The 18,311-nt window shown below is 71.4% G+C and carries 12 protein-coding genes; 6 read left to right on the forward strand and 6 right to left on the reverse strand.

Annotated features, from left to right (window positions below):
- Positions 1 to 22 precede the first annotated feature (22 nt).
- The 3 genes from Q4C85_RS06030 to Q4C85_RS06040 are packed head-to-tail and all read left to right on the forward strand — an operon-like array spanning position 23 to position 5,273.
- Positions 23 to 2,890: an RNA helicase gene (locus tag Q4C85_RS06030; protein WP_303140597.1), complete on the forward strand. Its 2,868-nt coding sequence runs from the start codon at positions 23 to 25 to the stop codon at positions 2,888 to 2,890.
- Positions 2,887 to 4,488 carry an apolipoprotein N-acyltransferase gene (gene lnt, locus Q4C85_RS06035; protein ID WP_303140598.1) on the forward strand — a complete coding sequence of 534 codons (1,602 nt, stop codon included), beginning with the start codon at positions 2,887 to 2,889 and terminating at the stop codon, positions 4,486 to 4,488. The genes Q4C85_RS06030 and lnt overlap by 4 nt, the downstream gene beginning before the upstream one ends.
- Positions 4,485 to 5,273 carry a polyprenol monophosphomannose synthase gene (locus tag Q4C85_RS06040; RefSeq protein ID WP_303140600.1) on the forward strand — a complete coding sequence of 263 codons (789 nt, stop codon included), beginning with the start codon at positions 4,485 to 4,487 and terminating at the stop codon, positions 5,271 to 5,273. Before lnt ends, Q4C85_RS06040 begins: the two co-directional genes overlap by 4 nt.
- A gap of 17 nt (positions 5,274 to 5,290) precedes the next feature.
- Here the strand turns inward: Q4C85_RS06040 and Q4C85_RS06045 are convergent, their stop codons facing one another.
- Positions 5,291 to 5,644 (reverse strand): RNA polymerase-binding protein RbpA, encoded by a 354-nt coding sequence (locus Q4C85_RS06045; RefSeq protein ID WP_303140601.1) that lies wholly within the window; start codon positions 5,642 to 5,644, stop codon positions 5,291 to 5,293.
- A 234-nt stretch (positions 5,645 to 5,878) separates the two neighbouring features.
- Here Q4C85_RS06045 and Q4C85_RS06050 point away from each other — a divergent pair, with 234 nt between their 5' ends.
- Positions 5,879 to 7,003, forward strand: a complete 1,125-nt coding sequence (locus Q4C85_RS06050) for an ATP-dependent 6-phosphofructokinase (RefSeq protein ID WP_303140602.1) — start codon at positions 5,879 to 5,881, stop codon at positions 7,001 to 7,003.
- A gap of 130 nt (positions 7,004 to 7,133) precedes the next feature.
- On the opposite strand, the gene Q4C85_RS06055 is transcribed toward Q4C85_RS06050, so the two are convergent.
- Complete coding sequence (locus Q4C85_RS06055) at positions 7,134 to 9,596, reverse strand: excinuclease ABC subunit UvrA (protein WP_303140603.1); 2,463 nt, start codon at positions 9,594 to 9,596, stop codon at positions 7,134 to 7,136.
- 215 nt (positions 9,597 to 9,811) lie between these two features.
- On the opposite strand from Q4C85_RS06055, the gene Q4C85_RS06060 reads away from it, so the two are divergent.
- Complete coding sequence (locus Q4C85_RS06060; protein WP_303140604.1) at positions 9,812 to 10,816, forward strand: LacI family DNA-binding transcriptional regulator; 1,005 nt, start codon at positions 9,812 to 9,814, stop codon at positions 10,814 to 10,816.
- A 142-nt stretch (positions 10,817 to 10,958) separates the two neighbouring features.
- Here Q4C85_RS06060 and Q4C85_RS06065 read toward each other — a convergent pair whose 3' ends face one another.
- The 4 genes from Q4C85_RS06065 to Q4C85_RS06080 all read right to left on the reverse strand — a co-directional run bounded on the left by Q4C85_RS06065 (position 10,959) and on the right by Q4C85_RS06080 (position 16,311).
- A complete protein-coding gene (locus Q4C85_RS06065; RefSeq protein WP_303140643.1) occupies positions 10,959 to 13,037 on the reverse strand; it encodes a sucrose-specific PTS transporter subunit IIBC in 2,079 nt (692 codons plus the stop codon).
- A gap of 202 nt (positions 13,038 to 13,239) precedes the next feature.
- Positions 13,240 to 14,787 carry a glycoside hydrolase family 32 protein gene (locus Q4C85_RS06070; protein WP_303140605.1) on the reverse strand — a complete coding sequence of 516 codons (1,548 nt, stop codon included), beginning with the start codon at positions 14,785 to 14,787 and terminating at the stop codon, positions 13,240 to 13,242.
- Positions 14,788 to 14,854: 67 nt separating this feature from the next.
- Positions 14,855 to 15,091, reverse strand: coding sequence for a hypothetical protein (locus Q4C85_RS06075; RefSeq protein WP_303140606.1), 237 nt, complete (start codon positions 15,089 to 15,091; stop codon positions 14,855 to 14,857).
- Positions 15,088 to 16,311 carry an inorganic phosphate transporter gene (locus Q4C85_RS06080; protein ID WP_303140607.1) on the reverse strand — a complete coding sequence of 408 codons (1,224 nt, stop codon included), beginning with the start codon at positions 16,309 to 16,311 and terminating at the stop codon, positions 15,088 to 15,090. The genes Q4C85_RS06075 and Q4C85_RS06080 overlap by 4 nt, the downstream gene beginning before the upstream one ends.
- Before the next feature lie 278 nt (positions 16,312 to 16,589).
- Here Q4C85_RS06080 and Q4C85_RS06085 point away from each other — a divergent pair, with 278 nt between their 5' ends.
- Positions 16,590 to 18,185 carry an Hsp70 family protein gene (locus tag Q4C85_RS06085; RefSeq protein ID WP_303140608.1) on the forward strand — a complete coding sequence of 532 codons (1,596 nt, stop codon included), beginning with the start codon at positions 16,590 to 16,592 and terminating at the stop codon, positions 18,183 to 18,185.
- Positions 18,186 to 18,311 lie beyond the last annotated feature (126 nt).

Consider the following 18,311-nt stretch of genomic DNA (forward strand, 5'->3'; position numbering starts at 1 on the left):
GGGGACACGTAGGCTGAGCGCCATGAGCTCGCCCGCCCAGCGCTACGCCGCAGCCCGTCGCCGTCAGGCCGCCTCGCGCACCGAGCTCGCCCGCTTCGCCCAGGCCTACGACTTTCCCCTCGACGACTTCCAGACCGAGGCGTGCCAGGCCCTCGAGCGCGGCGAGGGCGTGCTCGTGGCCGCCCCCACCGGCGCGGGCAAGACCATCGTCGGGGAGTTCGCCGTCCACCTGGCACTGGCCGGCGGGCGCAAGGCCTTCTACACCACACCCATCAAGGCGCTGTCCAACCAGAAGTACCTCGACCTGGTCGCCCGCCACGGCGCCGACAGGGTCGGTCTGCTCACCGGGGACGCCTCGGTCAACCCCCACGCCGAGGTCATCGTCATGACCACCGAGGTCCTGCGCAACATGCTCTACTCCGGGGCACGGGACCTGGACCGCCTCGGCTTCGTCATCATGGATGAGGTCCACTACCTCGCCGACCGTTTCCGCGGGCCCGTGTGGGAGGAGGTCATCATCCACCTGGCCCCCGAGGTTCAGGTCGTCTCGCTGTCGGCGACCGTGTCCAACGCCGAGGACTTCGGCCGGTGGCTCGACCAGGTGCGCGGCCGCACTGCCGTCGTCGTCTCCGAGCACCGTCCCGTGCCCCTGACCCAGCACATGATGGTGGGGCGCCGGCTCCTGCCCCTCCACACCCATCCCGGGGCACCGGAGTCCGCCGACGGGCCGGTCGTCAACCCCGAGCTCGTCTCGGCGGTCAGGGACGCCCGCCGCGCCGCCGGGTCCCAGAGCGGTGGAGCACGGTCTAGGGCCGGGGCAGCCCATCTCCGCAGGCACCGGGGCTCGGGGCGAGCCCCGCGCCGCGACGAGCGCGGCACCCGCTCGGCCCGGCTGCGCCCGCCGGCGCGACGGGTGGTTGTCGACGCCCTCGCCCGCGCCGGCCTCCTGCCGGCCATCGTCTTCGTCTTCTCCCGCGCCGGCTGCGACGAGGCGGTCAGGCAGGTCGTCGGTGGGGGAGTGGACCTGACCACGGAGCACGAGGCCGCCCTCATCCGCCAGATCGTCGAGCGCCGTACGGCCGACATCCCTGCGGCCGACCTGGGCGTCCTGGGCTACCACACCTGGGTCCACGCCCTCCAGCGCGGCGTCGCCTCCCACCACGCCGGACTGCTGCCGGTGTTCAAGGAGACGGTCGAGGAGCTCTTCAGCGCCGGACTGGTCAAGGTGGTCTACGCCACCGAAACCCTGGCGCTGGGCATCAACATGCCGGCGCGCACCGTCGTCCTGGAGTCCCTGCGCAAGTGGAACGGCTCGGCGCACGTCACACTGAGCCCCGGGGAGTACACCCAGCTGACCGGGCGCGCCGGGCGACGCGGCATCGACGTCGAGGGCCACGCGGTCGTCCTGGCCACTGAGGACGTCGAGCCCGCGTTCGTGTCCTCCCTGGCCTCCAAGCGCACCTATCCGCTCGTGTCGGCCTTCCGTCCCACCTACAACATGGCGGTCAACCTCTTGGGCCGCACCTCCCGCGCCCGCGCCCGGGAGGTCCTGGAGTCCTCCTTCGCCCAGTACCAGGCCGACCGGGGCGTCGTCGAGCTCGCCGCCCAGGCCCGCCGCACCCGCGCCTCCGTGGCGCACCTGGCCGAGGCGATGGCCTGCCACCTGGGGGACTTCTCCCAGTACGCCACCCTGCGCCGGCGCATCACCGAGGCCGAGGCCGAGCTGTCCCGGGCCCGGCGCGAGGAGCGACGTACCGACGCGGGACGGCAGATGGGCTCCCTGCGCCGGGGAGACGTCATTGTCCATGCCCGGGGGCGCCGCTCCCGGCACGCCGTGGTCGTCGAGGTCGGGGCAGATCGCACCGGCACGGCCAGCCTGACGGTCCTGGGGGAGGACTCGCGCGTCATGACTCTGACGCCCGACACGACGCCCGCCGGGGTCATGCGGGTCGGATCCATGCCCCTGGCCGACTCCCTGGACCTGCGCCGCCCGCGCGACCGGGACCGGCTCGTGGGGCGCCTGGTCGACAAGCTGCGCTCCGGGGACCTGGAGCGTCCCGGCAGGCGCGGCGCCGCTCAGGCCGACGGCGCCGCCCGGCAGGCCGTGCTGGCCGAGCGGCTCGAGGACCTGCGCCGGCAGATGCGCGCCCACCCGTGCCACGGCTGTCCCGACCGCGAGGAGCACGCGGGCCTGGGCCGCCGGTGGTCGCGGGCGCTGGCCGAGGCCGAGCGGCTCCAGGCGCGGGTGGACAGGCGCACCGGCACCATTGCCCGGCTCTTCAACGCCGTGTGCCAGGTGCTCATCGACCTGGGCTACCTCGAGCCCGAGGACCGCGACGACCCGCAGGGCGACCTGCGCGTCACGACAACCGGGGCCATGCTGGCCCGGGTCTACGCCGAGCGCGACCTGCTCATCGCCGAGTGCCTGAGCCGGGGCGTGTGGGACGGCCTGGGGTCGGATGACCTCGCCGGCGCGGTCAGCGCCTGCGTCTATGAGCCACGCGCCGGCTCGCCGTCCATTGGTCTGCCGGTCGCGCCGGGCACCCGCCTGGGTGAGATCCTGCGCGAGGAGCTGGCCCTGGCCCGCAGGATCAACGACCTGGAGGCCCTGGCCCGCATCGAGCCGTCCAGCGGCGCCGAGCCCGCCCTGGCCGGCGCCATCCGGGCCCGGGCCCAGGGCACCGACCTCGGGGAGGTTCTGGAGTCCACCGAGCTGACGGCGGGGGACTTCGTGCGCTGGAGCCGCCAGGTGCTCGACGTGCTCGCCCAGTTGTCCGTCCTGGAGCCCCGGGGCTCCGGTGGCGTCGGGGCCGCCGCCGCGGCCGAGCGGGCCCACGCCGAGGTCGACAGGGGAGTGGTGGCCTGGTCGGGTCTCGAGGGCGGCCAGTGAGCCGCCTGCGTGCCGGGGCCCCGGTGCTGGGTGCCCTGGCGGCCGGGCTGGCCCTGTGGGCGGCTTTCCCGCCGCTGGGCCTGTGGTGGGCCGCCCCGCTGGGCGTGGCGGCACTGCTTGCGCTTTCCTCCGGTCGGGGCGTGGCCGCCGGGGCCGGGCTGGGCGCCGTCTTCGGCCTGGGCCTGTTCACCCCCTTGCTGCACTTCACCGCCGTCGCGATGGGCAACTCCATCGGCTGGGTGGCCCTTGTTATCGTCGAGTCCGCCTACCTGGCGGCCCTGGGCGGCGCCTGGGCACTGGTCAGCCGTGTGCGGCTGCTCGCCGAGGACCGTCCCGGCGGCCCCTGGGCGCGGATCGTTGCCTGGACCGTGCTGTGGTGCGCCGTCGAGGAGCTGCGCTCGTCCTGGCCGCTGGGCGGGTTCCCCTTCGGGCGGCTGGCCTACGCCATGGTGCAGGCGCCGGCGCTGCCGGTGGCAGCCTATGGCGGGTCACTGGGTCTGAGCGCCCTCGTGGCCATGGTCGCCGCCTGCCTGGTCCAGACGGTCCGGGCGCTGGGCGCCCGCCGCCACCGCCCCGCACTGGTCCTGGCCGCCACCGCCGGCGCCCTCCTCCTGGCTCCTACGGCCCTGCCCGTGCCCACGGGCGCCGAGAACGGGACCCTGCGCGTCGGGGTGGTCCAGGGCAATGTGGCCACCGACTTCGAGGACGCCTTCGCCCGCGCCCTCGAGGTCACCGGCAACCATGCCCGAGCCACCCAGGACCTCGCCCAGGACGTGGGGCCGGGGAGCCTTGACCTCGTCATCTGGCCGGAGAACTCCGCCGACCTCGACCCGCGCACGCACCCGGACAGCGCGGTCCTGGTCGAGCAGTCCGCCCAGGCGGTCGCCGCCCCCGTGCTCGTGGGCGCCGTCGCCTTCGCCGAGGACGTGCGCTACAACGACGTCGTCGTGTGGAGCCCGGGCACCGGGCCGGGGGAGTACTACCGCAAGCACCGGCCCGTGCCCTTCGCCGAGTACGTGCCCTGGCGTCCCCTCGTGCGCGCGGTGACCGACCAGGCCGATCGCATCGGCACCGACATGGCTCCCGGCACCGGCGCCCAGACGCTGACCGTGCGCGCCGCCACCCAGGGCCGCGACGTCACCCTGGCCATGGGCATCTGCTTCGAGGTCGCCTATGACGGTCTCCTGCGCGAGGGTGTGGCCCAGGGTGGAGAGGTCATCGTCATCCCCACGAACAACGCCTCCTTCCTCACCTCCTCCGAGGCCGCCCAGCAGCTGGCCCAGGGCCGGGTGCAGGCGGTCGTCCACGGCCGGACGGTCGTCCAGGTCTCAACCGTGGGCATCACCGCGATCATCAGTCCCTCGGGCGAAGTGGTCCAGCGCCTCCGGCCCTACACGAGCGCCGGGCTCGTGGCCGACGTGCCGCTGCGCACCTCGACGACCGTCGCCGACCGCCTGGGCGCCGCGCCGGCGGTGCTCGTACAGGTCGGCGGCGCCCTCCTCGCGGCAGCCGGTATCGTGGAGGCAGCCCGCAGGAGGCGGGGCCGCGCAGGCCGACGGCTGCGTCGAGCCGATCGCACCGAGAGAGAGCACCAGTGAAGTCCCTCGTCGTCATCCCCACCTACAACGAGATCGAGTCCCTGCCCGGCGCCCTGGACCGGCTGCGTGCCGCGGCGCCCGAGGCCCACGTCCTCGTCGTCGACGACAACTCCCCGGACGGCACCGGCGCCCTGGCCGACACCCGGGCCGCGGAGGATGACCACGTCCACGTCCTGCACCGGGCGGAGAAGAATGGCCTCGGACCCGCCTACCTCGCGGGCTTCTCCTGGGGGCTCGCCTCGGGCTACGAGCTCGTCTGCGAGATGGACGCCGATGGCTCCCACCGTGCCGAGGACCTCGCCCTGGTCATCCAGCGTGCCGAGATGGCCGACGCCCCCGAGCTCGTCATCGGCTCACGCTGGGTCTCGGGCGGTGCCACCCAGGGCTGGGACGCCAGGCGCGTGGCCCTGTCCCGCGGCGGCAACCTCTACATCAACGCGATGCTCGGCCTGGGGGTGCGCGACGCCACCGCCGGGCTGCGGGCCTACAGGGCCGAGATCCTGCGCCGGATGGACCTGAGCAAGGTCGAGGCGCTGGGATACGGTTTCCAGGTCAACATGACCCTGCTCGTCCACCAGGCCGGTGGGCGCATCGTCGAGATGCCGATCACCTTCCTGGAGCGCGAGGCCGGGCAGTCCAAGCTCTCGGGCGGGATCTTCACCGAGGAGCTCGCACTGGTCACCAAATGGGGCCTGGCCAAGCGCTCCGAGCAGCTCGTCACCCTGGCGGGCAAGGGTCTGGGCCTGGCCTCGCAGGCCGTCTCCCGCGCACGCGGCAGGTCCTGACCGGCCCCCGGCGAGTCTCAGAGCCGCTCGCGGTAGACCTCCCCGGAGCGCAGCATCTCGAGGCGCTCATCGAGCAGGACCTTGAGCTCGTCGATCTCGCGACGCTCAAGCAGCATGTCCCAGTGGGTGCGCGGGGCCTTCTTGGGCTCGTCGGCCTCGGGGTCGTCCTGGCCGCGCAGCGCCGCCACCTGCCCGCACTCGGGGCACTCCCAGGTCAGGGGGACCTCCGCCTCAACCGACATCGGCACGGAGGTGACATGGGCCAGGGGACACTCGTAGGTGACGACCTGCCGCTCGGCGAACTCCACGCCGTCCTCGGACTCCATCGACTTGGCTCCGATGGTCATGCCCCGTAGCGCGCGGTCTGCCATGCTCCTGCTCCTTCTCGTGGCGGCCTGGTGAGCTCCCCGCCCCGACTCGGGCCGTGCGGAGCACGACCGCCTCAACGCCTCCCGGCCGCCTGCCATTCCCGCCGGGCCGCCGAAGGCGGGGTTGTACCGGCGGCCGGGGCCGCCCGGCCGTGAAGTCTACCCCCTCAGGCCCGCCGTGAGACGCCGGCGTCGTTCGGCCCACTGACCCGGCCCCGGCAGCGGCATACTGCCGCCATGGCAACCAAGCGCATCGGCATCCTGACGGCGGGCGGCGACGCCCCCGGACTCAACGCGGCGATCCGCGGCTTCGGCAAGGCGGCGATCCGGGACCACGGCTGGACCCTCTTGGGATTCCGCGACGGCCTGCGAGGGTTGGCCGAGAACCGCTTCACCGAGCTGGACGGGGCCGCGCTGTCGGGGATCCTGACCACCGGCGGGACAATGCTGGGCACGAGCCGCGACAAGGTCCACCGGATGGTCGTCGACGGCGAGGTGCGCGACATGGTGCCCACGATCGTGGACAACTACGCCCGGAACGGCCTCGACGCGCTCATCTGCCTGGGCGGGGGAGGCACGGCCAAGAACGCCAAGCGCCTCATGGACGCCGGCCTCAACGTCATCCACCTGCCCAAGACCATCGACAACGACATCGTCGAGACCGACTCCTCCTTCGGATTCTCCACCGCACTGGAGATCGCCACCGAGGCGGTCGACCGCCTCCACTCCACCGCCCACTCCCACCACCGGATCATCCTGGCCGAGATCATGGGCCACCGGGCCGGCTGGCTGGCCCTGGGGGCCGGCATCGCCGGGGGCGCCGACGTCATCCTCCTGCCCGAGATCCCCTACTCGGTGGCGGCCATCGCCGAGCGGATCGAGCAGCGCCGGTCCCACGGCTCGACCTTCTCGGTGATCGCAGTGGCCGAGGGCGCCCTCGCCCAGGCCGACGCCGCCGAGCTCGACCGGGCGCGTGCCCTGGTCAAGGACGCCTCGACCCCCGAGCTCAAGGCGATGGCCAAGCGCAATGTCAAGGCCCTTGAGGCCTCGCACCGGGCCAACACCTTCACCCTGGCCGAGGAGCTCGAGGCCACCACCGGCCTCGAGGCGCGCGTGTCCATCCTGGGCTATGTCCAACGCGGCGGCATTCCCAACGCGGCCGACCGTCTCCTGGGCACCCGCCTGGGGGTCGCCGGTGTCCGGGCGGTGGCCGAGGGGACCTTCGGGGTCATGGTGGCCGACCGTGGCCATGACACCGCGCTCGTGCCGCTGGCCGAGGTGGCCGGCAGGATCAAGTACGTCCCCACCGACCACGAGTGGATTCGGGCCGCTCGGGCCGTGGGCACCGCCCTGGGCGACTGACGGCCCCTCCGCGAGATCGGTAGATATGGCACCTCGAGATCGGGACATATGACACTGGCGGATGGGGTTGGTCCGGCCGCGTCACAGCCGCAGGGTCATCAGGGTGTGGACGTGGGAGGACGCCCCGGCCTCAGGAGGCGACGTAGTCGGCCAGGTACTGGCCGGTCAGCGTGGTGCGCCCCTCGACCATCTGGCGGGGGGTGCCGGTGAAGACCACCCGCCCGCCGTCATGGCCCGCGCCCGGTCCCATGTCGATGATCCAGTCGGCGTGCGCCATGACGGCCTGGTGGTGCTCGATGACGACAACCGAGCGCCCGGCCTCCACCAGATGGTCGAGCAGGGCGAGCATGGCCTCGACGTCGGCCAGGTGCAGGCCCACGGTGGGCTCGTCCAGGACGACGACGTCGCCGGCCTCGCCTAAATGGACGGCGAGCTTGAGCCGCTGGCGCTCCCCGCCGGACAGGGTCGTCAAGGGCTGCCCCAGGCGCAGGTAGCCCAGGCCGACGTCGACCAGGCGCCTGAGGACGGCGGCCGCCGCGGGCACCTTGGAGGCGGGGGAGGCGAACAGCTCGAGGGCGTCCTCGGCACTCAGGGCCAGGACCTCGGCGATGTTCTTGCCACCGAAGGTATAGGCGAGCACCTCGTCGTTGTAGCGCCGCCCCTCGCAGGCCTCGCAGGTCGTCGTCACGGTGTCCATGAATCCCAGCTCGGTGTCGATGACCCCGGCGCCATTGCACACCGGGCAGGCGCCCTCGGAGTTGGCCGAGAACAGGGCGGGCTTGACGCCGCCCGCCTTGGCGAAGGCCTTGCGCACTGGCTCGAGCAGGCCGGTGTAGGTCGCGGGGTTGGAGCGCCGCGAGCCCTTGATGGGTGACTGGTCGATGGTGACCACGCCGTCCATGGGGGACAGGCTGCCGTGGATGAGGCTCGACTTGCCGCTGCCGGCCACTCCCGTGACGACCGTGAGCACGCCACGGGGAATGTCGACGTCGACGTCGCGGAGGTTGTTGGTGGCCGCCCCCCGTATCTCAATGACGCCGGTGGGGGAGCGGACGGTGTCCTTGAGCTGGGCGCGGTCGGCCAGGTGCCGGCCGGTCAGCGTGTCGGAGCGCCGCAGCCCGGCGACGTCGCCCTTGAAGGTGATGGTCCCACCGTGGGTCCCGGCGCCGGGCCCCAGGTCGACGACGTGGTCGGCGATCGCGATGGTCTCGGGCTTGTGCTCGACGACGAGCACGGTGTTGCCCTTGTCCCGCAGCGACTGAAGGAGCTGGTTCATTGCGGCGATGTCGTGGGGGTGCAGGCCGATGCTCGGCTCGTCGAAGACGTAGGTGACGTCGGTCAGCGCCGAGCCGAGGTGGCGCACGAGCTTGGTGCGCTGGGCCTCGCCGCCCGACAGCGTGGAGGCCGAGCGGTCCAGGGACAGGTAGCCCAGCCCGATGGTGACGAAGGCCTCCAGGGTCTCGCGCAGCCCGGTGAGCAGCGGGGCCGCGCCCTCGATGCCCTTGACCTGCGGTGCCTGCTCGCCGTCCTGGGGCGCCTCGCCCCGGGCGGCCCGCTCCAGGCGCCCGACCCACGTAGCCAGGTCGGAGATCTGCATGGCGCAGGCCTGGGCGATGGAGACCCGGTCGATGGTCGCGGTGCGCGCGGGCTCGGCCAGGCGCGTGCCCTCGCAATCCGGGCAGGTGCGGAACACGACGGCCCGCTCGACGAAGGCCCGGACATGGGGCTGGAGGGAGTCGACGTCCTTGGACAGCATCGACTTGCGGATCTTGGGCACGAGGCCCTCGTAGGTCATCGAGTGGGAGTCGATCTTGACCTTGGTGGGGGCCTTGTGGAGGAAGTCGTCGAGCTGGGCGGGGGTGAAGCTCTTGATCGGCTTGTCGGCGGGGTAGAAGCCCGAGGAGGCGAAGACCCGCACGAGCCATCCGTCCGGGGTGTAGCCGGGGACCTTAATGGCCCCCTGGAGCAGTGAGAGGTTCTCGTCGTAGATCTCGGCCAGGTCGATGTCCGACACCGAGCCACGGCCCTCACAGCGGGGGCACATCCCGCCCTGGACCGTGTAGTGCTTGCGCTCGAGGACCGTGCGCCCGTCCTTGACGGTTTTGAGCGCTCCACCACCCGAGACCGAGGGGACGTTGAAGGCGAAGGCCTGGGTCGAGCCGATGTGGGGGGTGCTCAGGCGCGAGTAGAGCAGTCGGAGCATGGCGTTGACGTCGCTGGCCGTGCCCAGGGTCGAGCGCGGGTTGGCGCCCATGCGCTCCTGGTCGACGATGATCGCCGGGGTCAGCCCCTCAAGGACGTCGACGTCGGGGCGGGCCGTCGACGGCATGAAGCCCTGGACGAAGCTGGAGTAGGTCTCGTTGATGAGTCGGCGGGACTCGGCGGCGATCGTGGAGAAGACCAGTGACGACTTGCCCGAGCCAGACACGCCGGTGAAGACGGTCAGGCGTCGCTTGGGGATCGTCACCTCGATGCCGCGCAGGTTGTTCTCACGGGCGCCGCCCACGACGATGACGTCATGGGAGTCGGCGGCATGGGCCGGCGTGCCTGCGGTGCGGTCGTGGGCTTCAGTAGTCGGGCTCGTCGTGCGCATCCGTGCAACGGTACATGAGCCAGTGGCCGGAGCTGCCCAGCCCCGTTCCCCCATCGCCGATAATGTACATTATGTCATTACGTGCCGTGATCGAGGCGCCGACCCCTCTGACCTGCGATGATGTCGGAGCCCACAGTCCCGTTGATGATGGATCCGGGGCCCTCGGGGCTTACGCTAGACACAGATTGGTTCGACATCCGGAGTAAGGAGGCCCGATGGCAGCACGCCGTGAGCCCACCCTTGCCGATGTCGCCCAAGCCGCCGGAGTGTCTCTGACGACCGTCTCCCGAGTGCTCAACAATCGCGGCTACCTCTCCGACTCGATCAAGGAGCGGGTGGCGGCCGCCATCGCCGAGCTGAACTACCGCCCCAACCAGGTGGCGCGCGCCCTGCACGGCAAGTCGACCCAGACGATCGGCGTCATCGTCCCCACGGTGGCCCTGCCCTTCTTCGGCGAGCTCGCCGCGGAGATCGAGAACGCCCTGGCCGGCCAGGGCTACCGGATCCTCGTGTGCAACTCCATGGGACGGGCCGACAGGGAGCGCGAGTACCTCGACCTGCTCGTGTCCCACCGGGTCGACGGCATCATCTCCGGGGCGCACAACGAGAACCTCAAGGAGTACGACACCGTGCGCCTCCCCCTGGTCACGGTTGACAGGGAGCTGTCCCCCACCGTGCCCAACGTGCGCTGCGCCAACGAGGAGGGCGGTCGCGTGGCCACCGAGCTGCTCCTCGAACGAGGTGCTCGCTGCCCCGCGCTGCTGACCTCCCGCACCGGCACCCACAACCGTCGCGAGGCGGGCTACCGCCGGGTCCTCGAACAGGCGGGCATCGAGCCGATCATCATGACCGTCGACTTCCACACCCCCGATGCCGAGCGCGCCAGGCTCATCAACGCCCACCTCGACGCCGTGGACGCCCAGGTCGACGCTGTCTTCGCCACCGATGACCTGTCGGCCGCCGCCGTCCTGCACTGGGCCGCCGGTCGGGGCCTGAAGGTGCCGGCCGACTTCAAGGTCATCGGCTTCGACGGCACGGCCGCCGTCCGCCGGGCCCTGCCCGAGCTGACCACCGTCCAGCAGCCGATCGGCGCCCTCGCCCGCACCGCCGTCGATGTCCTCCTCACCCAGGTCGAGGCCGTCTCCCAGGGCGAGGAGATCGACACGAGCCCCTCCCCCATCGAGCTGCCGGTCACGGTGCTCACCGGGTCGACCGTCTGACGACGGCGCGGCGCGCCGACAGTCACGGTGGTTCGGCGAGGCGTCTGGAGGAGTCTGTGGCTGGTCGGTGCACGAGCCGCGCGGGCCGCGGGACCTTGCGATCCCACGACCCGCGCGGCTCGTGCTGGCGGTCGGTGCCGTCTCAGGCCTCGGCGCCCTGTGCCGCGGGAGTCACCGCGAACAGCGAGTCCTCCCTGGCGACCTCACCACTGGCCTGGTCGGTCAGGTCCCCGAAGGCCGTGGCGTTGGACACGACGATCGGCGTGACGATCTGGTAGCCGGCGTCGGTCACGCCATTCCAGTCGACCTCGACCAGGGTCTGGCCGCGCAGGACCTGGTCACCGGCCTGGACCTTGGGGGTGAAGTGCTTGCCCTCGAGCTGGACGGTGTCCATGCCGACGTGGATGAGCAGCTCGATGCCGCTGGCCGAGCGGATGCCGTAGGCGTGCCCGGTCGGGAAGGCGACGATGATCTCGCCGTCGACCGGTGAGACGACCGGGCCGGAGGCCGGCACGATGGCCAGGCCCGGGCCGAGCATGCCCGAGGCGAAGGTCTGGTCCTCGACCTCCGACAGGGCGATGGCCGTGCCCTCGATGGGCGCGGTGATCGCGAAGTCGCTGTCGGCGCCCTCGGGCAGCTCGACGACGACGGGCTCGTGGGCGGCTGTCACCTCGGCCTCGAGAGCGGCCTCATCCGCGTCGGTGGCCAGCGTGGCCCGCCCGCGGGCGCTGCGTGCGTACCCGAAGGCGGCGGCGAAGGCTAGGGCAAAGACGACGAGCTCGAGGACGATGTACTTCGGAATGTCGTCAGGAACGATGGACACGAAGCCGACGAAGCCAGCCGCGCCCAGCGCCTGGGAGTGGATGTCGAGGATGGCCACCATGGCGCCACCGAGCGCGGCGGCACCCATTCCGATGAAGAACGGCCAGCGCAGCCGCAGGTTGACACCGAAGATGGCGGGCTCGGTGATGCCGAAGACCGCCGAGGCACCACCGGCACCCGCCAGACCCTTGAGCTTGGGGTCACGGGTGTTGAAGAAGACCGCCAGGGCCACGGCGCCCTGGGCGACGTTGGCCATCGAGGCGATTGGGAAGATGAAGGAGCCGGGGCCGCCGTTGGACATCTCGGCGATGAGGGGCAGCTCGATGGCCGGGAAGGACTGGTGCAGGCCGGTGACGACGATCGGCGAGTAAACGAGCCCGAAGAGGAGCCCGCCCACCGGGCCGACAGTGTTGTACAGCCAGGCGATGCCATCGGTGATGCCGTCGGACAGGATGCGGGTGAATGGGCCGACGACAACGAAGGTGAGGAAGCCGGTGACCAGGAGCGTGATGAGCGGGGTGAGCAGGAAGTCGGCGGTGCCGGACAGCCGCTTGTGGAGCCACTTCTCGATCATCGACATGATCCAGGTGACCGCGAGGACCGGGATGACCATCGCCTGGTAGCCGATCTTGTCGACCGACAGCCCGAAGAGGCTCCAGGTGTCGGGGGCCGGGATCGCCCCCTCGGAGGACAGCTGGGCGATGCACGTCGCGTCGGTCAAGGAGCAGTTGGTGCCGATCCCCTGGTAGAGCCAGAAGTTGCTGGCGGCGACCTCATCGGACATCGAGTACGCACTGAGCAGGGAGGTTGAGACCATGGCAGCACCCATGGCGGCGCCCAGGTAGACATTGCCACCGAAGCGCTTGGCCGCTGAGAAGCCCACGAGCACGGGCAGGAAGGCGAAGGCGGCCGAGGACACGAGATTGATGAGGCCGGCGTAGTCCTCCAGCCACGCCCAGCGCTGGGTGAGCGCCTGATCGCCGAACATGCCCTCCGCGGTGAGCACGTTGTGGATCGCCATCATGAGACCGCCGGCGATGAGGGCCGGCAGGATCGGGACGAAAATGTCCGCGACCATCTTGATGAAGCGGGACACGGGGTTGCCGCCCTTGGCCGCCTGCTCCTTGGCCTCGTCCTTCGAGACCTCCTTGACGCCTCCCTTGGTCACCATCTCCTTGAAGACGTGGTCAACGTCCCCAGGGCCGACGATGATCTGGAACATGCCACCGGCGATGAAGGTCCCCTTGAGGTCGGGGTCCTTGTCGAGGGCCTTCTGATCCACCTTGTCCATGTCGTTGAGAACGAGACGCAGACGCGTCGCGCAGTGCGCCGCCGCGCTGATGTTCTCCGCGCCTCCGACGTATGTCAGGACGTCTTTCGCCACGCGGGCGTGATCCATTGCCACCCGGGCTTCCTTTCTCTGGGAATGGGGACTCTGCATTGAGCTGGTGGTTGCGGGCGGTCCCGGTGGTCGACTGCGACGTCGGGCGGCCGCTCACTGTGTCAAACGTTGGTCACGTTACCGCGGCCGTGATCTTTCCGCAACAGATAGCGACGATGTGCAGGGCGCCCGGCGCGCGTGGAGCCGGGACGCCCGGTCATCAGTCGTGCAGGACCGCTCGTGCCCCGGCGAGCCGGAGGGACCCGTCGGTGAACAGCGCGGCACCGGTGGCCGTCGGCGAGACGTAGGAGCGGAAGGTGAACAGCGTGTCGCCGTCGCCGACGACGAGCTCGGTGACCGACCGGTCGTGCAGCACCTCGAGGCGCCGGTCGGTGCCCGGTGGAAGGGTGACCCGTCGGTGCGTGCCGTGCCGGGTGTAGCGCGACCGGGAGCGGTCGACCTCGAGGACCGGTGGGGCGCCTCCGTCCTGCCCTGCCGGAGACAGGGACACGGTCACCGAGGAACGTTCGTCGCCGATGACCAGCCCCCACCGTCCCGCAGCGTGCTCGACGTCGAGCACGAGGTGCCAGGACCGGTGGCCGTCGAGCTCGGCGAGGTCGACGAGCCCGTCGTGAGCGTCCAGGCCCCGCTCCCCCACCGACAGGCCGGCTCCGGGCTCGACGCGCAGCGCGGGGCGTTGAATGAGCCGGCCGGCGCGCAGGGACAGCTCGCGGGGCACGGTCAGGGCATGGACCCACCCCCAACTGTCCATCGACGGGTGCTCGTCCTGCTCGGTGTTGCCGGCCCAGCCGGCCAGCAGGACGGGTCCCGGTTCGCCGGGGCGGCGGGCGAAGGCCTGCGGGGCGTAGTACTCGAAGCCGCGGTCCACCTCGGCGAAGCTGCCGTCGCACTCGCGCAGCTCGGTTCCGACCAGGCGGCCCACGGTGTAGGTGACCGGGTAGATGTTCTCAAAGCCCTCGGCGTCGGGGGTGATGCCCTGCGGGCACCAGATGAGCACATCGCGCTCCTGGCCGGTCAGCTCGTCGGTCAGCCGTACAAGGCCGGGGCACTCCCACATGTAGCCGAAGGAGTCGAAGGCGCCGTCGGCGTCGGGGAAGGTGAGCTCGCCCTCGGCCGTCCAGGTCAGCAGGTCCCTGGATCGGTACAGGAGGGCGGCGCCGGTCAGGTCGGCGCGCTGGACGCCGATGATCATCCGGAAGGAGCCCGGGTCCTCGGGGTCGCGCCACACCTGCGGGTCACGGAAATGGGCCGTGTAGCCCGCGGGCTGAGCGGGCAGGAGCGGGTTGCCCGGCCACTTGGCGAAGTCCACGAGGTCGGTGGAGGTGGCCAGGCACTGGCTGGAGCTGCGCTCGTCGGTGACCGGGTCCTTGAGGTTGCCGGTGAAGAAGAGCTGGTAGGGGGCGCCCGCCGGGGCCATGGCTGCCTCGGCGTCTTCGAGCACGAGGGCGTTGCCGGAGTAGGAGCCCGAGCGGTCGTAGGGCGAGTCGGGGACGATCGCCGGGGCGTGGTTGCGCCAGGTGACGAGGTCGGTGGAGGTGGCGTGCCCCCAGTAGACGAGCTTGCGGTGGGGGTGGAAGGGACTGAACTGGTAGAAGGCGTGGTAGGTCCCGGCGTCCATGAGCAGTCCGTTGGGGTCGTTGAGGCGCCCGACGGGAGGGGCCACGTGGTACCGGGGGTAGTCGGGATCCTCGACCGCGCGGGAGGCGCCCACCGCCGCCAGGGCGAGGGCCCTCAAGTCCTCCGTCATGAGCGGAGACTAGCAGCGGGTCGGAGCAGCCGGGCCGGTAACGACAGCCCAGAACGGGGCCTTGCCGCTAGTGGAAGTAGGGGACGATGAGCCACAGGCCGTACAGGACGATGCCCGCGGCGATGAGCAGGAAGAAGCCCGCGAGGACCTCGGCGGCGTGGATGCCCTTGACCTGACCGGCCTTGCGGCGCAGGTGCACCTCGTCGAGCATGCGTGCCGCCGAGGAGGATATGGCCAGGATGAAGGCGGTGCCCAGAACCGTGACGACGGTGACGAGTCCCAGGGAGGCCCAGTCGATGCTCATGCCTGCAGCTCCTTGTCCGCCGCGCCGGCCGCGCCGACGAGCTCGCTCCTGACCTGATCGACGGTCTTGGGCTCGCGGCCCAGCGCGGGGTCGGCCCGCCGTCCCACGACCACCTCATTGGCGTCGTTGACGTTGGAGAAGTCGACCCGGTTGTGGTTCGCCTGGCGGATGATGAGCATGGCGCCGACGATCAGCAGGCCGATGACGGTCAGGGTCCCCAGGACTCCCCCGTTGACGGCGATGAAGGAGGTGATGGCGCCCACCAGGCCCGCGCAGGGCAGGGTGATGAGCCAGGCGGTGCCCATCTTGCCGAAGGTCCGCCAGGACACGGCCGTGCCGCGGCCCACGCCCGAGCCGAGGATCGAGCCGGTGCAGATGTGGGTGGTCGACAGGGCGAAGCCCAGGTGGGAGGAGGCCAGGATGGCGACGGTCGAGGCCGTCTCGGCGGCGAAGCCCTGCGGGGAGTCGATGTGTACCAGGCCCTTGCCCATCGTGCGCATGATCCTCCAGCCACCGGAGTAGGTGCCCAGGCCGATCGCCAGGCCGGCGGTGATGATGACCCACCACTGGGGGGCGGTGCCCGCCTCCTGGTAGCCGCCCGCGACGAGGACGAGCGTGATGACGCCCATCGTCTTCTGGCCGTCGGAGGTCCCGTGCGCCAGTGCCACCATCGAGGCCGAGATGCGCTGGCCGTTGCGGAAGACCGACTGGCTGTAGCGGTCGGTGGGCCGGGCGATCCGGTAGGCGATCCACGTGGCCACCGCCCCGGCCAGCCCGGCCACGCACGGGGCGAGGAAGGCAGGCAGGATGATCTTGGACAGCACCGTGCCCCAGTGCACTCCGGCCGATCCGGCCGCGACCATGACCGCGCCGATCAGACCGCCGAACAGGGCGTGTGAGGAGGAGGACGGCAGCCCGAACAGCCAGGTCGCCAGGTTCCACAGGATCGCCCCCGCCAGACCCGCGAGCACCATCTCAGGGGCCGCCTGGATGATCGAGTCGTCGAACATCCCGTGGGAGATCGTCTTGGCCACCTCGGTGGACAGCAGGGCACCGATGACGTTGAGGACGGCGGCGATGAGCACCGCACGCCTGGGGGTCAGAGCGCCCGTGGCGACCGAGGTCGCCATCGCGTTGGCGGAGTCGTGGAAACCGTTGGTGAAGTCGAAGACGAGCGCCACGACGACGACGACCGCCACGATGAACAGGGTTGTAGTCATGCCATTCCCAGTCAGGCCGGTGGGCCTGGTGGGGCACCGGTGGTACGACGGTGGACAGGCCCGGGCCACCTGGACGTGGCCCGAACACATTCTTACCCGCCGGTATCCGGGTTCGTTGCGCCGATGGGTGCTGTTCACCAACTGTTCACCTCGTGCGGCGGTGGGACTGGTCACGTCCCGGCCCAACGTCCCGGTGCGGTTGTCAGCCGGTTGCAAAGAGGCGGACGCCTCACTGAGAGGTGCCCGGACGGCGCGCCATACGGCGATAAGGTCCTGCCATGGCAGCCCGAAGCGGGAGTAGTAGTCCCTCCACGTCCCTGTCCGCATCCCACGACTCCCCCGGGGTCCTCGACCTGGGCATCGACCTGGGTACGACCCGGACGGTGGTCGCGCGCGCTGACCGGGGCAACTACCCCGTGCTCACCTTCACCGACACCCAGGGCGACGCCCACGAGTACCTGCCGTCGGTCAGCGCGCTGGTCGACGACGGGCTCGTCCACGGCTTCGATGCCCTGGCCGCCGCCAGGGCCGGTGCGCCGCTGCTGCGCAGCCTCAAGCGGGTCCTGTCCTCCCCCACCGTCAAGGCCACCACCCCGGTGACCATCGGTGACCGGACCTTCGGGGTGCTCGAGGTGCTGACGAGCTACCTGTCCGACGTGCGCCGCCGGCTGCTGGCCTCGGGGGCGCTCGACGGCAAGGACCCGGGGGACGAGGACGTCAACGTGGCGGTGGCCGTGCCCGCGCACGCCTACGGGGCGCAGCGCCTCATCACGCTCCAGGCGTTCCGAGCGGCCGGCTTTCACGTGACCGCCATGCTCAACGAGCCCAGCGCGGCTGGCTTCGAGTACACCCACCGCAAGGCATCGACCGTCTCCTCGCGTCGCACCCGGGTCCTCGTCTACGACCTGGGAGGCGGCACCTTCGACTCCTCGGTCGTCGACGTGCGCGACGACGACCACGAGGTGCTGGCCTCCCGGGGCCTGGGCGACCTGGGCGGTGACGACATCGACCTGCTCCTGGTCGAGATGGTGCTCGCCCGGGCCGGGGTCGATGAGCAGTCGCTGAGCCCCGGCGAGCTCGACGACCTGCTCGTGCAGTGCCGGGACGCCAAGGAGGCGCTCGCGCCGCAGACGCGCCGCCTCCTGCTGAGCCTGCGCGACCACGACGTCGTCCTGCAGGCGGCAGACCTCTACGAGGCCGCGGTCCCCCTGGTCGAGCGGAGCCTGGAGACGATGTCGCCCCTCGTGGGACGGCTCGAGGACGGCGGCCCGGACCTGACCGACATCGCCGGGATCTACCTCGTGGGCGGGGCCTCCTCCTTCCCCCTCGTCCCGCGTATGCTCCGTGAGCGCTTCGGCCGCCGCGTCCACCGCTCGCCCTACCCCGCCGCCTCCACGGCCATCGGCCTGGCCATCGCCGCCGACCGCTCCTCGCGGGCCCGCCTCAAGGACCGCCTGTCGCGAGGCTTCGGCGTCTTCCGCGAGGCCGACGGCGGCACCCGCACGGTCTTCGACGCCATCTTGACCCAGGACGCCGTGCTGCAGGACTCCTTCGGCCTGCAGGGCACGGTGCTCGTGCGCGAGTACCCCGCCGTGCACAACGTCGGGTGGTACCGCTTCGCCGAGTGCGCCGGGGTCGACGAGCATGGCGCGCCCCGCGGGGAGATCGCCCCCTACGAGGACATCGTCTTCCCCTTCGACCCCGCACTGCGGGGCAGGGAGGACCTGGCCCAGGTCACCGTCGAGCGCACCGGGTGGGGCCCGCGGATCCAGGAGCGCTACGAGGTCGACGGCACCGGCATGGTGCGGGTGACGCTGGCCGACCTGTCCGACGGCTACAGCGGCACCTACGTCCTCGGCGTGCGCACCGACTGACACCGGGTCGCAACACACGCGGCGCGGCCCCCGCGCACAGCGGCGGGGGGGCGCCCCGGCGGGGGGGAGGGCGGGGTGACCCGGCCGGGCCGGGCCGCCCGGGGGAGATCCCCAGGCCCGTGGGGG

Source organism: Actinomyces sp., assembly GCF_030524025.1.
In the GTDB taxonomy this organism is placed as follows: Bacteria; Actinomycetota; Actinomycetes; order Actinomycetales; family Actinomycetaceae; genus Actinomyces.